This is a genomic window from Paenibacillus sp. J31R109 (assembly GCF_059692055.1).
This window is the reverse complement of the sequence record NZ_JCAUAR010000001.1, coordinates 1,192,378-1,210,908: the sequence shown is the minus strand read 5'-3', so window position 1 is coordinate 1,210,908 and position 18,531 is coordinate 1,192,378. Positions and strand designations below refer to the sequence as shown.

Here is an 18,531-nt window from a genome sequence, read left to right as displayed (position 1 = left end):
TTAAATGATGATTGTACAAATCGTAGCCTATGTGCTATTTACGTTGGGTTGGACGTTTTACCAAGCGTGGCATTTCCTGAAAAATAAACATCTCAAATTGGCCGTCATTTACAGTTGTTTGATGGGAATTTGTACAGTCGTAGGCGCATTGGTGATTGCCCATGTTCATTTGCCAAGTTCATCGCTTCCTGCAAGATATATGTATAGTCACATCGGCAGACTCATCTTACAGCAATGACATCTAAGGCACGGATTTTCTCCAGTGCCTTTTTATCGTGTCGATCGCCAAAAGTGAAAGGGGGAGTACAAATTGTGTAGCAAATGCGAAGCTAGGATACGTTTCTTTCAGATAGCTGCTTAAATCAGTGGCATAATTCTCAAAGACCACAATCGATCCTAACACGGAAATTAATGTGATCGGTACAACAAAGCTTCTATAGCTTTTCACTTCAAATAGATGAGCTAAAGTAAGACAAATCATAAAAAAAGTGAGTGACACTTTGATAAAGCATCCCATTACCCAAATAGCAACCGCGACAGCTTCTAAGCGTTCAAAGCTTCCTTTAATGCCAATATACTGAATAACACTAAGAATGGGAAACGATAATTTTCTCGTTAACGGCCCGAAGATCATGATGAGTGGTAAAACAGTGATACAGAATAGGCAAGAAATAATACTCAATGACGAGAACGAAGCTAGGGCTGCTTTCTTTGGTTGATTTAAAAATGGGAGAATCCACCCCAAAATAATAAATTGACCTAAGTAAGCGATGGGGAAAACAGATGACTGAAGGACAGGGACAATACCCTTACTTAACACGGGACGGAGCAGTTGCGGGTTTGACTGGGCGAGCATAAGAAGCAAGAGTGGTATTAGTAAAACAAAGATGAGTAAGGCCAGATATTCATTGCATCTAGCGATAGATTCAATCCCCATATAGACGGCGATACCACACATAACTGCCAGTGTCAGACTAACTACAACGGAAGGCGTTCGCATGAGAAAGACGCTATTAATGAACTGAATGTGTTGGTTCAGGATAATGAAATCAAAATTGATCCAGTAATAAAGCAGATAGCATCCAACTAATTTACCGAAGAATTTGCCTAGAATTAGGGAACTGTATTGAATGATGGTCATACCTGGATAGCGCTTAGCTAATGTAAGCAACACCCACACATGCAGGGTTCCAACCAAAAAAGCAGGGAATATCGTCAACCACGCATCTTGCTTCGCTATTGATTCCATAAAAGAGGGTACAACAAGAATCAAGGTTGGCGCAATAAAAGAAAAAACTAATAAACTTAGTTGAATGCCTGATATTTTTTCAGTAGATTCCATTTACAATCTCCTTTCTTCAGAATTTCTGAGTATTCCCCCTGTAAGCCCCTACACTCGTCGAACTTTGGTTTCTTTGCCGAATATAAGCAATATCCCACTACCTAAGATAATAACTGCTGCGAAAATACTGAATATCGATGCGTAACCCATGTCTTTCTGTACCAATGCGCCTACTAAAAAGGGGGCAATCACACTGCCGATCCTGCCGAATCCAGCAGCAAAGCCGCTTCCAACACCTCTGATTTCTGTCGGGTAGTTCTCAGGAGTATACGCGTACAGAGCTCCCCAAGCCCCTAAGTTAAAAAAGGACAGTAACGAGCCTGTTATTAAAAGCATAGCAATACTTTGACTTAGCCCGAAACCGATAGCCATCCCACCTGACAAAATAAGAAAAAGGGATAAGGTCGCTTTACGTCCCCATTTCTCCACAAAGTAAGCAGCTGCAAAGTATCCAGGGAGTTGAGAAAGTGTCATGAGGAGTACATAGCGAAAGCTCTGGATCATGGAGAACCCTTTATCAACTAGAACGGAAGGCAGCCAAAGAAACAGCCCATAATAGGAAAAGGCAATGGCAAACCACACGGCCCAAAGTGCAATGGTCTCCCTTTTATACGTCGTGAACAGTTCCCTTAAACTAATTTGATGGTTGTTAGTCTTGCCGAATTGGGGGGATTCTGGGACAGCACGTCGTACCCAGAAAGCAAATAATACCGGAATCGCACCGATCATGACTGCTGCACGCCACCCTAATGGAGGGATAACGAAGTACGAGAGTACAGCCGCTATAATCCAGCCTACCGCCCAAAAACTCTCCAATAATACAACGATTCGCCCTTTTTTGTCAGGGGGTGCGAATTCGTTAACGAGTGTAGCAGCTACCGGAAGCTCGGCGCCGAGTCCAAGTCCCATCAAGAATCGTAGAAGCAGCATACTCCCGAACCCGCTTGCAAACGCGCTGCCAAAGCTGAATACACCAAAAATTACCAAGGTGAGTAAGAACACAGGACGTCGGCCAATCTTATCTGCTAAATATCCCCCCAAAGCAGCACCGATGGTCATGCCGATCAGATTAACCGACCCGAGAAGCCCCGCTTCCTGAGCTGTTAGTCCCCATTCTTTGCGTAGTGCAACCAGGATAAAAGATAATAAACCAACATCCATGGCATCAAATAACCAGCCAAAACCGGCAGCCCAAAATACTTGACGAAAGACGCTTTTTTGATCTCTATTGTCACTTAATAGCTTGGCTATATAACTTCCTCCTCTTCACCAAACGGAGTTTACCTTTTCATCAATTCGTTTATATTTTCCATATATAGCCTAGAAGATACGGGTTTACTCGAAGAATTTGAGGAGTGTGAGCATGTATACGCGTTGAGATTTATTATTTTTCTAAATAATAATTGGGTAATAAAGGGTTTTCTATATAAAAGCCGAATAAAAACTTACAACATTCGTTGGAATTGGGGACGTTACTAATGATAATGAAAGAATTTTTAATCGATTCTTTGATGAACTTAACCTCCGATAGTATTGTCATTGTTGATGTGAATGGAACGGTGTTAGAAGTCAATAAACAATTTGAAGAGTTGCATGGCTGGCGTAAGGAGGAAGTTATCGGGGAAGTGTTGCCGATGATTCCTGAAGAACATAAAGAAGAAGCTCTGCGACTATATCAAACCATACTTCACGGTGAACAAACCAAAGATTTCGAAGCTATTATACTTAAAAAAGCTGGCGCTACCTTTTACGCGAATGTTACGGTTTCACCTGTGAGAAATTCGGAAGGCGTGATTGTTGGATTTGTCGGAGTTGAGAGGGACATCAGTGAGAAGAAGAAAGCGGAAGAGGAGCTTCTAGATAGAGAAAAACAGTTTAGCAGATTGATAAAGCTAAATCCAGAAGCTATTTGCTTACATAAGGATGGCGTCATCCAATTTGTGAATGATGCTGCTTGTAAACTGTTTGGTGGTGCTACACCAGAAGAATTTTATGGCAGATCTATTTTTGAATTTTTCTATCCAACGGATAAGGATGTTATTATCGAGCGGCTTCAACAGGTAATGAAAGCTGATCTAGACAGTTACAGTGAGTTTGTAGAGAGAAAAATGCGCAAGTTAGACGGTACTTCTTTCGATGTGGAAATATCTTCTATTTATGTCTATAAGAAAATGGGATACCCTGTCGTGCAAAGTGTCATTCGTGATCTCACGGAGCGTAAAAAGTCGGAAGAAGCGATGATTCGATCTGAAAAATTGGCGCTCATAGGTCAGTTGGCCGCTGGCATTGCACATGATATACGCAATCCCCTAACTTCGTTGAAAGGGTTTGTACATTTACTAAAAGCGAAACAGACCGATTATGTTGATGTGATGATAGAAGAACTCGAACATATCCATTATGTCGTAAATGAGTTTATGACGCTAGCGAAACCACATCTGAATTATTACATAGAGAGTAAGATCGAAGATCTTGTTCAAAGTGTCATTCACTTTTTACAACCACACGCCCTCCTGCATAATGTTCAAATCCAAATGAGCATCGATCAAGTACTTCCTCCCATCTTCTGCATACCAGATCAAATTAAGCAAGTATTAATCAATGTATTGAAAAATGCGATAGAGTCCATGGCGAATGGTGGATTCATACAAATCACGTTCAGAAATCATGCCAATCAAGAACTGGTTATTTGCGTCAAAGATGAAGGTATTGGCATTTCAGAAGATGGGTTAACCCAGTTAGGGGAACCATTTTTCACGACCAAAGCAAACGGAACCGGCTTAGGACTCATGGTCTGCAAGCGAATTGTCGAAGATCATGGTGGCAACATGTCTATTCAGAGTAAACTTAATGAGGGTACAACGGTTGAAATCGAGTTGCCTTTACGAAATCGAGTTAGCGTAGAGTCTTAACTTTAATTCGATAAAATGATGAAAAGTGGAAAAAACACAATGAAAACCTTTAACTTGTAAATTGAGTTCACGTGTCAAATCCCTGATGATAGATCTATAAGTCGTTTAAACTTAATCTCAGGGAGTGATTGACATGTTAAACACCATTCAGCGTAAGCAATATGAAGATGAGGGTTATATCATTTTTGATCAATTATTCAACGCTAGTGAAATGGATCGTATTAGAGAAATTATCGATGAGTTTGATGCTGAAACAGAACGACGCTTAAAGGAAGACGGTCAAAAAAACTGGAGTATCCCGAATCAGATAAGCTTCACAGCTGGTTTAAACTTTAGGCATCCCGAGCTGCAGCAATTTATCGCTGACGAGCGATTCGTTCATCTAGCTACAACCATTCTTGGGCCTGATATCCGCTTATATTGGGATCAATCGGTGTATAAACGTCCAGAAGCAAATCGCGACTTCCCATGGCATCAAGATAACGGATATGTGCCGACAGATCCGATACACTATTTGACGTGTTGGCTAGCATTGGAAGATGCAACCATAGAGAATGGATGCATCTGGGTGCAGCCGGGTACGCATCAAAAAGGACTTGTCGAGCATGTGAAAACCGATATCGGACGGGTGTGTTACACTGGAGATGAAGAGGGAATTCCAGTGGAGTTGAAGAAGGGAAGCATGGTTGCTTTCCACTCACTTTTGTTCCATCGCAGCACGCCAAACCGTAGTCAGGCCACACGGAAAGGGTATGTCATTCAGTATTCTGTTGACGGTGCGAAGCATCCGGATACGGGGAACATTTTCAAAAATGGCCCGCTCTTAGCTCGTGAAAGCCAAGTCGTATATGCAAATTTCCTCACAAAAGAAGAAGTTTGACAGGAGTCAGATGAGTATTTGATACATGAGAACTGGGTGAGATTTGAGAATGGGTGACGGAAAGGTTATGGATGATAATTGGCAGGTTCGACTCTATCGGATTGAGAATGCCGCTTATGATGCGATCGATTTGCAAAATCGAACATTTTCTAATTGGGCTATCAGCTTCGTTAAAGAAGGAAATGTAGAGTTGTCTCTTGGCGGGATCAGTCGAATAGCCCGTTCTGGACAAGTGATGATTCATGCACCAGGCATTCCATTCTCCGAACGAGCGACAGTGCCTGGATTTCATCAATGGCTGCATATGGAGGCCTACAATAGCTATCATGTTGATTTATTTCGATTATTTCCGATTAATGAAATCGTTACTTTGCAGGACCCGAGCGCTTTCTCAGCAATCTTCGATCGCATGTTACTTGCCTGGGAGAGGGAAGACTCGCCATTTCAGGAACTAGAGCTCTCAGGTTTAGCCCTGCAGCTCATTCATCTACTACTCCATAATTGGCATCATGAAGGTAGTGTCCGCAGAAGCTTTCAACCGAACAAGAACGATGCGCGTCTGGACAAAGTAATTACCTATTTACACACAGCACTAGGTGAGAAGATAACAAGAACGACTTTAGCGGAACTCGTTCATCTGAATCCCAATTATTTGGATCGAGTTTTTGCAGAGAAGTTCCATATGAACCCCATGCAGATGCTTCGTGAGCTTCGTATGAAGAAAGTTAGAAGAATGCTGGAAACTAGTGAAAATACGTTACCAGAAATAGCAGTGCAGTGCGGTTTAGGTGATGCCTCCTATCTAACCCAGCAATTCTTTAAACGCTTTGGGCTAAATCCAGGGATGTATCGCCAACAAGTTCGATTAAATGACCAGACTTATTACAAAAGCCCTTGAAATAAGGGTTTTTTCTATCTGTTGTCAGTTTCATGATAATTGCAAAGAAATAATAAGGTTGAAACTGGCGAAAAAAATGGCTACTAAGGAGTGCGATCCTATGCAAGCAAAGGGCTTGAAACTAGCTGCGTATATCGACAAGTATCTGGCATTATGGGACTTTTACGGCGTTATTCAAGTTATTGAAAAAGGAGAAGTGTTATTTGAAAACGCATACGGATATGCGAATATTGAATTTGAAATTCGAAATCAAGTGAACTCGTGCTTCTCCCTTGCTTCCATATCCAAACAGTTTACTGCTTTTGCTATTTTACTTCTTCATGAAAAGCAAGTGTTGGACATCGATCAAGAAGCTCATCTGTACCTACCTGCCGAAATGAAGATTGACGAGTCGATTACTGTACATCATTTGCTGTCACATACATCGGGTTTAGCTAACTTTTATAATTTTGAGGGTGATTTCTTTGCTGATTATAACAGAAAGGATTACTCGCGAAGTGATTTCTTCCTTACGTATTTTAGTAATGAACTTGCACATCCACCTGGTACAACATTTAATTATAATAACGCCAACTACAATTTACTTGCTTGGATGATTGAACATGTTTCTGGAGAGAAGTACGAAGATTATGTTCGTAACCACATATTCTTGCCTTTAGGGATGACGAACAGCGTTGTTGATGATGGAAGTAAACTAATCAAGAACAAATCTTCAAATTATGTGCAAGATTTTGATGCATTCATAAAAAGTCCCTATCATAATGAAAAATTTAGCGTTGGAGCAGGTGCTATCGTTTCAAACTGTGATAATTTGTACAAATGGTACATCTGTCTGCGGGATCGAAAGATATTATCATTACGAAGCTATGCAAGGTTTTTTGAAGAGAACCGCAACAACTATTGCTATGGGTTAGAACATCATGTTGTATATGGCACAAACAAGTACGCGCATGGTGGAGATCATCTAGGCGTGAGCACGTATATGCAAAATTATTTTGATGAAGATCTTTGTATCATCATTCTTTCTAATAATACAGCTATCGATCAGTATAGATTAGGGAAAGCGATCTCCGATATTCTCCATCATGTTGATGTTGATGTTCCAGGGAAACTTGAAGAATATCCAATAGACAACAGTAAACTTCAAGATTACTGCGGCGTATATTTAAAAGATAAAATCGAAGTGAAATGTATGAAGGGCAAATTATACTTTACTAGATTCATTGGCAATCTTCATATTGAGATCTATCCGGTTGGCGAAGATAGCTTTGCTCGCAGATATTCGGATACGACACAACCTTACCGGATTACTCAGAACGAGAAAGGGGAAAAGACTTTTTTCGGGTTTGTGAAGCGTAATGTTGAACTGTAAATGAAAATAGCTAAAGAGGCAGGGGACGTCATTGAAATACGGCGAAATCATTGGTGAAGGTCAAACAGCAACTGTCTATGCGTGGGAAGCAGATAAAGTGCTCAAACTTTACCATCAGGGGTATCCCGAGAGTGCCGCGCAAAGAGAATTTCAAAATGTGATGGCAATCCAAGGTTACAACTTTGCACATCCTAAGGCACATGAGTTGATATACTGCGATGATCGAATAGGCATTCTATTCGACAGAGTTGAGGGAGAATCCCTGTTGAGTTGGGTTCTCAGAACGAGGGACCTCCAGAGATGTGCTGCATATATGGCGAATCTTCATAAGAAAATCTTACAGAACAACGTTAGTGGTGTTGAGAATTACAAAGCATTTCTAAAATCCAACCTATTAAAAGCCTCATCAGAACATATACCAGACAAAGCAAATGTAATCCGTACTCTGGACAAATTGAAGGATGGAGATACGCTATGTCATGGGGATTTTCATCCAGGAAATATATTAATTGCAAACGGAGAAACCATGGTTGTTGACTTTATGAATTTGTGTCATGGCGATTACTTATATGATGTTGCTCGCACTGTTTTTCTAGTGGCATATACACCCGTACCCGCAGTCGCAGAACAAAGAGAAACACTTCTCTATCTTAAAAACAAACTAGCAGAACTTTATCTCATCGAAATGAACGTTACCAGAGAAATGATACAGGATTACTTAGCTGTCGTTGTCGCCGCAAGAGCTGGGGAATGCCCGGACGAAGAAGTAAAGGAGTCGAAAGCATATGATTCGTGAAGCCGATCGATCAGATCGAGATCAATTATCTGAGCTCTACAGAATGTTAGTACCCAACAGTAAGAAAATGAATGTGCTAGAAGAACAAATTGAAGCGATAAGAAAAGATCCAAATAATTTCGTACTCGTATACGAAGAGAATGGTGAACTTCTAGGTTCAGCTACACTAAATATCTGTTTGCAGGCTATGCATGGCATGAGACCCTATGGTGTGGTGGAAAATGTGATTGTACATGAAAATCACAGAAACAGACATATCGGACAAAAGCTGCTTCACTATGTTGAAGAATACTGCAAATCCATTCATGCGCATAAAATTATGCTATTAAGTAACGCTAGACGCCAAAGAGCACATGATTTTTTTGAGAGAGAAGGCTACAGCGGTTCAGTGAGTAAAGGGTTTAAGAAATATTTATGAGGAAAGTCCAACGGATACCATAATCGTGAAAAGGCTACTGATCAAGTGATCAGTAGCCTTAGGCGATTTAGGACATTTCCTCTCTGCTTACCAACACTTTTTTCTCCCATGCTCTACTTCTCCAACGGAGTAGTAATAGAAGTCCTCTAACTGCTTCGTCAAGGATGAACACGATCCACATTCCGACAAGTCCGTATCCCAAATGTACACCGATCCAATAGGTAAGAGGCACACACAGCCCCATGATGACACATGAGCCAACAAGAAGAATAAATCGTGCGTCACCGGCAGCTCGAAGCGCTTCTCCAATCACAATGTTCAAACAGCGTACGGGCTCTAGAAGGAAGCCATACGTAAGTAATAAAGCCCCCAATGCAATGATTGCGGTATTGTCCGTAAACATGCCGATTAATTGTTTTCTGAACAAAACACTTAAAGTAACCGCGGCGATGGATAGGAATAGGCTAAGCAGCAAACTGCGAAACAGCTGCTTGTAAGCTTCTTCCTTTTCACCTGCGCCGACAAGTCGACCTATGATGATCTGAGTCCCTCGACCCAAGGAAATGGCTAGAACCATAATGAACGTCATAATATTTTGCGTATAAATTCTAGTGGAAAGCATTTCAGCACCAAGTTGTGTAATAAAATAGGTCGTGATCAGTTGACTTATGGAGTAGATGAGCTGACTCCCGGCAGTAGGGACACCAATTGTCAAAATTTTCTTTAGATCTTCGAATCTTGCTTTGTAAAAGTCGCTGAAAGATAAGTTTAAACGAACGATTTTTGTTAAAATAGTGCTATAGATAACCAATCCGAGTAATTGGCTGAATACGGCCGATATCGCGACACCGGGAACCCCGAGTTTTGGAAAGCCGAAGGGACCGAAAATAAATAAAATACTACCGGTCAAATTTACGAGATTGATTCCTAGGCTGACTGCCATGGTATACCTTGTATAGCCATGTACCTGTGTTATGGCAGCAATCGTGAGATTAATGGCTTGGATAAATAAGCAGCTGCCGACGATGGATAGGAATAGACGGGCCTGCTCCAGAGTATCCGGCTCCAATCCGAAGGGCAGAAGCAGCTGTTTGCTAAAGCAAACGATACACAAGCTTATTAGGAAACCGAATATGCAATTTAGTGAGAGTGCCCCAGCCGCAAACTTCTTGACATCCTTGATTTTATTTGCCCCTAAATATTGAGAAATGACAATGGCTGTACCCGTTGAAATCACTTGAAGCAGCAAAAATAAAAAAATGATGAGTTGATTGCTGACACCTACTGCTGCAACAGCTTCATCCGACACATGACTGACGATGAACGTATCAGAGGTTCGCATAAACACTAAAAGAGACGATTCAATAAAAATTGGCCATGTGATGGTGAACAAACTAAGTTTTTTAGGACTCGTCATTGGGCAAGAACTCCTTCGATACGCCTCGATATAGATCTTCTTTTAATCATGAGGTATGGCGAAACCGTTTTCATTGCATAATTTGGGCAAATGATTGCTTATATTGACTGTAATTGATTGCGAGATAAGAATCCACATGAATTTACTAGTAACCTGTATAACAAATAAAAATGGGAGATGAGATTGGTGGAAAATCAATGGCGAATAGCTGCATATGAACCAGAATGGAAGGATATCTTCATGGATTTAGCTTCCAAATTGAAACAATCCCTTGGGGCTTATGCCATTAGAATTGATCACGTGGGATCAACATCTGTCATCGGTTTGGATGCAAAGCCAATTATAGATATCCAAATCTCCGTACTACACCTTGATGATATAAGGAGCTATAAGGATAAGATTGAAAATGTGGGTTTTGTTTTTAGGGAAGATAATCTAGACAAATCGAAAAGATATTTCCGGGAAATAGCAGGGACTCGAAGAACTCACATCCATGTTAGGCAAGCAGGTAGTTTTTCTGAGCAATTGACATTACTATTTCGAGATTATTTGAGAGAACATCCGGAAGACTGTGTGAGTTACGCATTAGAAAAACATCGATTGTTCGGACTATATCAGCATGAGCGCGACCAATATGTTGAGGGAAAAGGCCCAATTGTTTGGGACATTATACAGAAAGCTCATTTATGGTCGCAAGAAGTAGGATGGAGTCCGAGTGTAACCGACATGTAAGGGAAACAAGGTAACAATTGAAAAACTCCCCAACCCTTATAAGAAAGGGAAGGGGAGTTTTACTCATTTCAAATTAAACAGTTGCCGCGCATTTTCACTAAAAATTTTCCGTTTTTTTTCGATGGGAAGTCGTTGTAGAATCTTCGTCGGGTCATCAAAATCCCAATGCGGATAGTCGCTGGAGAACAGTAGCATATTCTCAGCGTCGAACATATTAAACATAGATTCAAGGTGTTTGAAGTCGTCAGGCTCCTCAATTGGCTGCGTCGTAAGGAAGCAATGGTCACGTACATATTCACTCGGCATCCGCTTTAACCATGGTGTGGATGCACGTAGAGCCTTGAAGTTTTTATCCAGCCTCCAAAGCAACGGGGGCAGCCAAGTTACACCACCTTCGCAAAACACAACCTTAAAGCCCGGATACTTCTCAAATACACCTTCGCATACAAAGCTCACAAGATGTGCCATGAACGTTTGCGGCAAACACGTATGCCATTGCAAATAGTTCGACATATAACCAACTGCGGTTGGTGCGTTAAATATACCCGAGCCTTCAGAACCTGGATGAATGACAAGCGGTAACCCATTGCGCTCACAAGCTTCATAGATTGGATGGAAGAAACGATGGCCGTAAGGCATATTGGAACCACCGGATACACAAACGGCGACGATGTCACTATGCGGACCGATTCGATCAATTTCACGCGCAGCTTCCGCAGGATCTTGTGTGCCGATGCACATGTATCCCTTAAACTGCGGGCTGACAGACAACCACTCAGCAATCAGGTAGTCGTTGTAAGCACGGCACACTGCTGCAACGTGATCACTGTCAGCAAAGCCAGACAAGCCGATAATCGAATCGGAGCAAAGCAGCGCATAGTCCATGTTGAATGGCTTGACCAAATGTTCGAGCATATAATGCGGATCGGACCCAACCGGTAAACCGCTTGGCGGATTCGCATCTTTACGCTTGTTTCCGATCGGCGATGCATAAGGAAGCCCTCCTCCTGGGATACCGAACCTCTCAGCATGACTTCTCCACGGTTCATCCAGATAAGGAATTAAATCGTTTCTGCTACGAAATTGATTATGAACATCACAGTCAATGACAGGCAATACCTCTTTATTTGCATTCATTCTAATCTTCCTCCTTATTTGCCGATTACAATACTAATTTGACCATCTTCCACCACAACGGGATAGACGCGAGTACGCACTTTTTCACTGAACAGTGATTTACCCGTCTTGAGATCGAACTCCCACCCGTGCCAAGGGCAACGTAATATTTCTTGATCACGTCCATATATGAATTCGTACACTTGCGATTCGAGTGTCGTACCACAGACCAGCCCTTTGCACAACTCCGCTCCTTGATGCGGGCAATAATTATTCACGGCATAATAGTCACCCTTGACGTTATAAACCCCAATGGAGCGTTGTTCGATTTGTACGATTTTAAATGCGCCCGAAGGAATTTCTTCTATAGATGCGACCGGATATCTGGTCATCATGTTCAGCCCCCTTAAGCTTTGATAGTTCTATCTTAAGTTCATAGCTGAGAAAAAACTATTGCGGAAACAACTGTTTTTTGTATAATTCTAAGGTATAGATGGAAAGGGGCAACTTAGGATGATGCAGCTTATATCTGTGTTTATTGACGATATGCAACAGGATTGGCAAAAGATTGAAGAGGCGACTCTGACCGATATGCTGATTCTTGTCACTCATGGTGGAGTGAATTATACGGTGGAAGGTGAGCCTATCTTCCTTGAAAAGGGGGATTTCCTGTTTATTCGGAAAGGTGTTATGCGATCAGGTACGAATGGACCCGATGGTCCTCATGTGAAATATTCATCACATTTTCATTTGAACAGTGGCTCTGGTTCGAAAGCGCTTACCACGCTGAAACCGTACCATAAAGTGAAGGTACAGCGGTTTGACTATGTCAAACAGCGCTTTAGTGCATTAGCGCAACAGTGGTCTGGTCAAAGAGAGCATGCAGACATTATCTGTACCGGAATCGCCACTGAATTGTTTGGTTATTTCTTGCAGGAAACATCCGTCGAGCGATTCGCCTTTGCCAAGCAGAGATTAATGCGCGAGGTTCAGGACTATATTTCCCTCCATTACCGTGAACGGATTCGAATTGAAGATCTGTCTCGGCTTGTAGACCGTGCTCCCAATTATGTCACGCAAACTTTTAAGGAAGTAACGGGGATGACGCCTATCACTTTTTTACATCAAATTCGGGTACATTCGGCACGTGATCTGATACTGAATACAAGAATGACAATAGGGGAGATTGCGGAATATTTGGGCTACAGTGATCAAGCTCATTTCAACCGTGTATTTAAAAAATTACTTGGCTATCCGCCTTCAGCGGTGCAACGGGAAGTCCAGAGAGGAGGTCTGCGATGAAGCTACGTAATCAGCTGCATTCGATACAGTTCAAGCTAACACTTACTTTTCTGCTCATTTTGCTGCCACTCGTAAGCGTCAGTGTATTCGCGAATAACTATTCCCAATCGATTATGGATGAGCAGATCGGCGATCGTACGCGAGGCGCGCTGCTTACAACCCTAGAATATGTCGATCAGCTTACCAAAAATATGGACCAACAAACCTTGATGATCGGATTGAATCCGTCTATCGTGGATATTTGGAACGATATCGATAACCCACTCAGTCCGGATCATTTGTATGGACTCCATTCGGTACAGCAACAACTTTCTGCGATTACCAATGTAAACGGTGCTATTAAAGAAGCATTTATCATTCATGGAGAAAGCGGAAATGGTGTTTCCACGATGACTGGCGGCGTGAGATGGCCAGAGGTAAAACAGGAGTTTTGGTTCAAACAAACGGTGAACTCAAATGGGGGACTTGTTGTTCACATACCAACCAACACAGGTATCGGACAATCGAAATATTTGAATAGTGATATTATTTATTATTCACGACTTCTCGATGTGCAGAGCAGCATTAAGGAGCCGAACGTGCTTGTGCTAGCGGTAGACAAAGCTTCTTTTCGCAAAATCATTCAACATCTGCAGACGTCGGATAATATGAACATACAATTGTTTTATAATAATAGTTTTGTACTGGAAACAAATCCTGCCTCTGTTCGTGGGTCAGGTAATGAAGATGAGATGATGTCGATTAGTGAAGCTAGTAATTACTGGTCGATCCAGCTTGAACAGCCACGTTCCGAACTATTTCGATTAACGCATAGATTGCAACAATTTACGTATTTAATCATTGTCGTAAGTATCATTATGGCGGTGTGGCTGGCTTGGCTCGTCCACGTGGAAATATCTAAACCTTTGCAGAAGCTGCTAGCGGCGTTCAAACATTTCAGCGGTGGCAACTTTACTACGCATATTGTGCATCACCGAAAGGACAAATTCGGTGCCGTTATGAATGGGTTTAATCGAATGGCAGATGCCCAGCGGATGCTGATCGAAGAGGATTATGAGAAGGAGTTACGACTTGCGAAGTCAGAATTCAGTCTACTGCAATCGCAGATTAACCCTCATTTTTTATATAACACGTTAGATTCCATTTACTCCGTAGCCATTAAGAATAAAATTCAGGAGATCAGTGAGATGGTCATCAATCTCGCACGATTCTTCCGAGTAAGTCTCGGTAAAGGTAGGGAAACGTTTACACTGGAGGAAACGGTTCAGCATCTGATGTACTACATCCGCGTACAGCAGATTCGAACGGACCATTTTACAATTCAGATTGCGATTGAGGAAGATGCCAAGCCGGTTCAAATCTTAAAGTTGTTACTACAGCCTGTTGTGGAGAACGCGATCATCCACGGCCTAGAGCGAAGCTCGCAAGGAGGAGAACTCCGGATTAACGCTAACCTAACGGGAGGTTTCTTACAGATTGAAGTTGCGGACACAGGTATAGGGATATCACGGGAGAAAATGAACCATTTACGCAATGAACTAGCTATGATCACTAGTCACTCGTATCGAATTTCACCGAGCAGTCCAACGGACATCTATTTTGGACTCAAAAATGTGAAGTCTCGGCTCAAGCTGTATTACGGAGAAGAAGCAGATTTGACTGTTGAGAGCGTGGAAAATGAAGGTACCCAAGTAACGTTAAGAATTCCTCTGAGGAAGGGTGAAGAAGGTTGAAATTGTTAATTGTGGAAGATGAGTTATATGTTCGCGAAAGATTAGCTGAAGGCATTGATTGGAACGAGGTTCAAATTGAGCTGACGTCGGCAGTAGGCACGGGAAAGGAAGCAATGTCCGTCCTTCAGAATGATCATATTGATATTGTACTAACGGATATACGGATGCCTGAGATGAACGGGCTAGAACTAGCTAAGATGGTCAAAATGCAGTTCCCACACATCAAGCTTCTCATTCTAACCGGACATGATGATTTCGACTATGCCAGGGAAAGCATTGAACACGGCGTATTTAAATATTTAATCAAGCCCGCCGAAAATGAACAAATTGTGGAGGCTGTGCTGGAAGCGAAAGAACAGCGGGAGAAAGAGCTAAGTGAGAAGCATAATATGACCCTTCTGCAAACGCGATGGAATGAACATTTACCTCATTTGAAGGACTTATTTTATAAGAATTGGCTGAACGGCCGTTATTCCGTCTGGGAGATTGAACGTAGAGGAACTGATCTCGCCATTCGTTTGGAAAACCGTAAAGCGTTGCCCATCATTCTTGATATTGATCCCATACCCGAAAGCAATGAACGATTTGATGTGAAGGATAGACCACTTGTACAGTTTTCGTTGTTCACGATCGCTCGGGATTTGCTAGCAAATGAGAATTGTGTTGTCTTACAGGATGACGATAGTCTGACCGTTGCAATCTTCTTCGCATCTACTGAAGTGGGAGACGAGGTCATGCAAGGACAAGCGAATGGGCAGATCCTTGGTCTTCTTGAGACAGTTAAGAATACGTTGAAACTGACAGCTAGTGCGGGTATTGGTACTTCAGTCGTCGATCCATCTATGTTACCTCGTGCATACAAGCAGTGTCGTCAAGCACTGCAAGAGAGGTTGATTTTAGGAAACGGTGTGGCAATTCCATATCGCGACGATGCACCTGCGGAGGATTCTTGGGCTATTCTACAGGAACTCGAACGTGAGTTTGAGGCAGTGATTGAGGCTGGGAGTCAGGAGGAGCGAAGAGAAGAGATCGTTCGTCGTATCATCGAGGAGGGGTTTGCAAGCGGTAAACCGGTATCGGAGGCTCGCGAGGTTTTGTTTCGAATTGTGTGTTTACTTGCAAGAATTGTACATGCACAGGGATGGACATTGCGAGGTACATTGAAGCATGAGTATGAGGACTTTGAGACGTTCACAAGTTTACTTACTCGGGAACAGATTGAAAGCTGGCTAAATCGTATGGCCGGCAGAATTAGTTGGGCCATTATACAGAGAAGGCAGTCCAGTACACAGCGAACATCTCATGAAGTCATTAGTTTTATACAGGAGCATTTGCATAAGGAAGAGTTAAGCTTACATTTTGCAGCGGAAAGTTTGTTTGTCAATTATTCATACTTAAGCCGAATTTTTAAAGAATCGATTGGGGAATCGTTCTCCGATTATGTGCTGCGGCTTCGAATGGAGCGAGCGAAAGAGTTGTTGAGTAAAGGAGTCAAGGTATCTGACGCCTCGGAACAGGTTGGGTACCGGCACATGAACTATTTCTCCAAAAGCTTTCAGAAATACTGGGGTGTTAAACCGAGTGAGGTGAATAAATAAAGTCCAATCCATGGATTGGCTTTTTTTTTATTCAAAAAGTAAAAAAAGTTGCAATGAAAGTTGAAAGAATGGAATACGCTTTCAAACCAACAACAGCTATAATGAGGGCACAGAAGTTTAATCTAGCAACTTTGAGAGGAGAGAACCCAGAGATGAAAACCTACGTTCCTACAGAATCATCCCGTGTAGTAATTAGCAAACGAGCAAATCGACATCCACTGCTAAAATATTGGGATCTCTATTTGATGGTTCTGCCAGCACTAGTGTTTTTGCTAGTGTTCAAATATGGACCGATGTACGGAGTTTTGATTGCTTTTAAAGACTACAACATTATTCAAGGGGTATTTGCAAGTAAGTGGGTCGGTCTTCAGTATTTTCGTGAATTGTTTATGTTCGATGAATTTCCTCAGGTAGTACGTAACACACTAATCATTAGCCTAATGAAGCTGGGTATCGGATTCCCTGCACCTATTTTACTGGCGCTTCTGCTTAATGAACTTCGTCTTGATAAATTCAAGCGCTGGGTACAGACGTTTACGTACCTGCCTCATTTCATTTCGTGGGTCGTCATTGGAGGGATAGCTGTTGACGTGTTGTCACCGAGCAGCGGTATTGTGAATAAAGCGATTCAAGCGCTTGGCGGGGAACCTATTTTCTTCCTATCGAGTGAGGGCTTGTTCCGCTGGATTCTCGTATACTCCGATGTGTGGAAAGAAGCAGGATGGGGAGCGATCATTTATCTTGCTGCGTTGCTAGGCATCAACGATGAATTGTTTCAGGCAGCCACGGTGGATGGTGCAGGGAGACTCAGACAAATATGGCACATTTCACTTCCAAGCATACGTTCAACGATCATTATTTTACTTCTGTTGCGAATAGGTCATTTGCTTGACGCTGGCTTTGAACAAGTGCTTGTCATGTACAACCCAACCGTATATGAGGTTGGTGATATTATTGATACTTACGTATTCCGTGTTGGTCTAGGGACCATGCAATTCGGATTAAGCACGGCTGCGGGGCTATTTAAATCAGTCATCGGATGTATCTTGCTAGTTATCGCGAATACGTTAGCCCGGCGGATGGGTGAGGAAGGCATATACTAACTTAGAGAGGTGGAGCCAGTGTGATTCGTACTAGAGGAGAAATGGTATTTAATTACTTCAATATATTCATGCTTTCGATTATTTCGTTAACGATGATTCTGCCTTTCATTCACGTTGGAGCTAAAGCGTTCAGTAGTGAGGCCTTTGTATTATCGAAAGACATCTTATTTTGGCCCAAGGGATTTACGACGATTTCCTTTGAATATGTGCTGTCAAATAAGCAATTTTACTACTCTTTTGGTAACTCCGTGTTCATTGCTGTTGTTGGAACGGTAATTAGTATGGCTCTGACCGTGCTGGCGGCGTATCCGCTTTCTCGCAAGGGGTTGCCGTATACACGCTTTATGATGTTACTATTCGTTATCACGATGTTCTTCAACGGCGGGCTGATCCCTACGTATCTTGTCGTCAAGCAAGTAGGGTTGCTCAACTCCCTATGGTCACTTATTTTGCCGACGGCATTGGCTCCATTTAATATGATCCTCATTCGCAACTTTTTCATGGGAGTGCCAGACTCCTTGGAGGAATCAGCTCGAATGGATGGCGCTTCTAACTTGCGCATTTTGACATCGATCTACCTGCCATTATCTGTCCCTGCCTTAGCTACCGTTGGCATGTTCTACGCTGTTGGCTATTGGAATGCGTTCTTTCAAGCCATGATGTACATCACTGACCGGGAACTCATGCCTCTCCAGATGTTTCTACTACAACTCGTCACCGATGAGAGGTCAGCCGATCTGGTTGTGAATGATATTTTCCGTGAAGTTACCCCTGAAACGATTCGGGCAGCGGCAATTCTGTGTGCAGTGGTTCCAATTCTTTTGGTGTATCCGTTCATTCAGCGTTATTTTGTCAAAGGGGTTATGCTGGGCGCAGTCAAAGGATAATGGCCAGTCTGCGAGTACGCCCGTT

Annotated in this window: 18 protein-coding genes; 13 read left to right on the top strand and 5 right to left on the bottom strand. The window is 42.4% G+C overall.

Annotation, left to right across the window (positions count from 1 at the left end; genetic code table 11):
• Positions 1–4 precede the first annotated feature (4 nt).
• Entirely contained in the window at positions 5–238 is a 234-nt protein-coding gene (locus AC58QT_RS05525) for a hypothetical protein (protein ID WP_497408053.1), read from the top strand.
• Positions 239–241: 3 nt separating this feature from the next.
• Here the strand turns inward: AC58QT_RS05525 and AC58QT_RS05520 are convergent, their stop codons facing one another.
• Entirely contained in the window at positions 242–1,342 is a 1,101-nt protein-coding gene (locus tag AC58QT_RS05520; protein WP_497408052.1) for a GerAB/ArcD/ProY family transporter, read from the bottom strand.
• A 48-nt stretch (positions 1,343–1,390) separates the two neighbouring features.
• Positions 1,391–2,593 (bottom strand): MFS transporter, encoded by a 1,203-nt coding sequence (locus AC58QT_RS05515; protein WP_497408094.1) that lies wholly within the window; start codon positions 2,591–2,593, stop codon positions 1,391–1,393.
• Positions 2,594–2,820: 227 nt separating this feature from the next.
• Here AC58QT_RS05515 and AC58QT_RS05510 point away from each other — a divergent pair, with 227 nt between their 5' ends.
• From AC58QT_RS05510 to AC58QT_RS05485, 6 genes are all read left to right on the top strand, one after another.
• On the top strand, positions 2,821–4,254 hold the full coding sequence (locus AC58QT_RS05510; protein ID WP_497408051.1) for a PAS domain S-box protein: 1,434 nt from the start codon (positions 2,821–2,823) through the stop codon (positions 4,252–4,254).
• A gap of 133 nt (positions 4,255–4,387) precedes the next feature.
• Positions 4,388–5,134, top strand: coding sequence for a phytanoyl-CoA dioxygenase family protein (locus tag AC58QT_RS05505; RefSeq protein ID WP_497408050.1), 747 nt, complete (start codon positions 4,388–4,390; stop codon positions 5,132–5,134).
• Between the two features lie 49 nt (positions 5,135–5,183).
• The gene (locus tag AC58QT_RS05500) at positions 5,184–6,032 is read left to right on the top strand and encodes a helix-turn-helix domain-containing protein (protein WP_497408049.1); all 849 of its coding nucleotides are present in this window, start codon (positions 5,184–5,186) and stop codon (positions 6,030–6,032) included.
• A 100-nt stretch (positions 6,033–6,132) separates the two neighbouring features.
• On the top strand, positions 6,133–7,404 hold the full coding sequence (locus AC58QT_RS05495) for a serine hydrolase domain-containing protein (RefSeq protein ID WP_497408048.1): 1,272 nt from the start codon (positions 6,133–6,135) through the stop codon (positions 7,402–7,404).
• Between the two features lie 31 nt (positions 7,405–7,435).
• Positions 7,436–8,200 (top strand): aminoglycoside phosphotransferase family protein, encoded by a 765-nt coding sequence (locus AC58QT_RS05490; protein ID WP_497408047.1) that lies wholly within the window; start codon positions 7,436–7,438, stop codon positions 8,198–8,200.
• Positions 8,190–8,618 carry a GNAT family N-acetyltransferase gene (locus tag AC58QT_RS05485; RefSeq protein WP_497408046.1) on the top strand — a complete coding sequence of 143 codons (429 nt, stop codon included), beginning with the start codon at positions 8,190–8,192 and terminating at the stop codon, positions 8,616–8,618. The genes AC58QT_RS05490 and AC58QT_RS05485 overlap by 11 nt, the downstream gene beginning before the upstream one ends.
• 67 nt (positions 8,619–8,685) lie before the next feature.
• Here AC58QT_RS05485 and AC58QT_RS05480 read toward each other — a convergent pair whose 3' ends face one another.
• Positions 8,686–10,035 carry an MATE family efflux transporter gene (locus AC58QT_RS05480; RefSeq protein WP_497408045.1) on the bottom strand — a complete coding sequence of 450 codons (1,350 nt, stop codon included), beginning with the start codon at positions 10,033–10,035 and terminating at the stop codon, positions 8,686–8,688.
• 186 nt (positions 10,036–10,221) lie between these two features.
• Here AC58QT_RS05480 and AC58QT_RS05475 point away from each other — a divergent pair, with 186 nt between their 5' ends.
• Positions 10,222–10,767, top strand: a complete 546-nt coding sequence (locus AC58QT_RS05475) for a GrpB family protein (protein WP_497408044.1) — start codon at positions 10,222–10,224, stop codon at positions 10,765–10,767.
• 63 nt (positions 10,768–10,830) lie between these two features.
• On the opposite strand, the gene AC58QT_RS05470 is transcribed toward AC58QT_RS05475, so the two are convergent.
• Positions 10,831–11,904: an amidohydrolase family protein gene (locus tag AC58QT_RS05470; RefSeq protein WP_497286824.1), complete on the bottom strand. Its 1,074-nt coding sequence runs from the start codon at positions 11,902–11,904 to the stop codon at positions 10,831–10,833.
• A gap of 14 nt (positions 11,905–11,918) precedes the next feature.
• The gene (locus AC58QT_RS05465) at positions 11,919–12,278 is read right to left on the bottom strand and encodes a Rieske (2Fe-2S) protein (RefSeq protein WP_497408043.1); all 360 of its coding nucleotides are present in this window, start codon (positions 12,276–12,278) and stop codon (positions 11,919–11,921) included.
• A gap of 118 nt (positions 12,279–12,396) precedes the next feature.
• On the opposite strand from AC58QT_RS05465, the gene AC58QT_RS05460 reads away from it, so the two are divergent.
• The 5 genes from AC58QT_RS05460 to AC58QT_RS05440 all read left to right on the top strand — a co-directional run bounded on the left by AC58QT_RS05460 (position 12,397) and on the right by AC58QT_RS05440 (position 18,506).
• Positions 12,397–13,185 carry a helix-turn-helix domain-containing protein gene (locus tag AC58QT_RS05460; RefSeq protein ID WP_497408042.1) on the top strand — a complete coding sequence of 263 codons (789 nt, stop codon included), beginning with the start codon at positions 12,397–12,399 and terminating at the stop codon, positions 13,183–13,185.
• Positions 13,182–14,918, top strand: coding sequence for a sensor histidine kinase (locus AC58QT_RS05455; protein WP_497408041.1), 1,737 nt, complete (start codon positions 13,182–13,184; stop codon positions 14,916–14,918). The genes AC58QT_RS05460 and AC58QT_RS05455 overlap by 4 nt, the downstream gene beginning before the upstream one ends.
• Positions 14,915–16,516, top strand: a complete 1,602-nt coding sequence (locus AC58QT_RS05450; protein WP_497408040.1) for a response regulator — start codon at positions 14,915–14,917, stop codon at positions 16,514–16,516. The genes AC58QT_RS05455 and AC58QT_RS05450 overlap by 4 nt, the downstream gene beginning before the upstream one ends.
• 152 nt (positions 16,517–16,668) lie before the next feature.
• A complete protein-coding gene (locus AC58QT_RS05445) occupies positions 16,669–17,619 on the top strand; it encodes an ABC transporter permease (RefSeq protein ID WP_310224622.1) in 951 nt (316 codons plus the stop codon).
• Between the two features lie 20 nt (positions 17,620–17,639).
• The gene (locus AC58QT_RS05440; protein WP_497408039.1) at positions 17,640–18,506 is read left to right on the top strand and encodes a carbohydrate ABC transporter permease; all 867 of its coding nucleotides are present in this window, start codon (positions 17,640–17,642) and stop codon (positions 18,504–18,506) included.
• Positions 18,507–18,531 lie beyond the last annotated feature (25 nt).

What these genes read in the sequence shown, in the direction of transcription:
- AC58QT_RS05465 (WP_497408043.1), bottom strand. Translation starts at nt 12,278, where the DNA reads ATGATGACCAGATATCCGGTCGCATCTATAGAAGAAATTCCTTCGGGC.
- AC58QT_RS05510 (WP_497408051.1), top strand. Translation starts at nt 2,821, where the DNA reads ATGATAATGAAAGAATTTTTAATCGATTCTTTGATGAACTTAACCTCC.
- AC58QT_RS05485 (WP_497408046.1), top strand. Translation starts at nt 8,190, where the DNA reads ATGATTCGTGAAGCCGATCGATCAGATCGAGATCAATTATCTGAGCTC.
- AC58QT_RS05470 (WP_497286824.1), bottom strand. Translation starts at nt 11,904, where the DNA reads ATGAATGCAAATAAAGAGGTATTGCCTGTCATTGACTGTGATGTTCAT.
- AC58QT_RS05525 (WP_497408053.1), top strand. Translation starts at nt 5, where the DNA reads ATGATGATTGTACAAATCGTAGCCTATGTGCTATTTACGTTGGGTTGG.
- AC58QT_RS05480 (WP_497408045.1), bottom strand. Translation starts at nt 10,035, where the DNA reads ATGACGAGTCCTAAAAAACTTAGTTTGTTCACCATCACATGGCCAATT.
- AC58QT_RS05520 (WP_497408052.1), bottom strand. Translation starts at nt 1,342, where the DNA reads ATGGAATCTACTGAAAAAATATCAGGCATTCAACTAAGTTTATTAGTT.
- AC58QT_RS05505 (WP_497408050.1), top strand. Translation starts at nt 4,388, where the DNA reads ATGTTAAACACCATTCAGCGTAAGCAATATGAAGATGAGGGTTATATC.
- AC58QT_RS05460 (WP_497408042.1), top strand. Translation starts at nt 12,397, where the DNA reads ATGATGCAGCTTATATCTGTGTTTATTGACGATATGCAACAGGATTGG.
- AC58QT_RS05495 (WP_497408048.1), top strand. Translation starts at nt 6,133, where the DNA reads ATGCAAGCAAAGGGCTTGAAACTAGCTGCGTATATCGACAAGTATCTG.
- AC58QT_RS05455 (WP_497408041.1), top strand. Translation starts at nt 13,182, where the DNA reads ATGAAGCTACGTAATCAGCTGCATTCGATACAGTTCAAGCTAACACTT.
- AC58QT_RS05500 (WP_497408049.1), top strand. Translation starts at nt 5,184, where the DNA reads ATGGGTGACGGAAAGGTTATGGATGATAATTGGCAGGTTCGACTCTAT.
- AC58QT_RS05445 (WP_310224622.1), top strand. Translation starts at nt 16,669, where the DNA reads ATGAAAACCTACGTTCCTACAGAATCATCCCGTGTAGTAATTAGCAAA.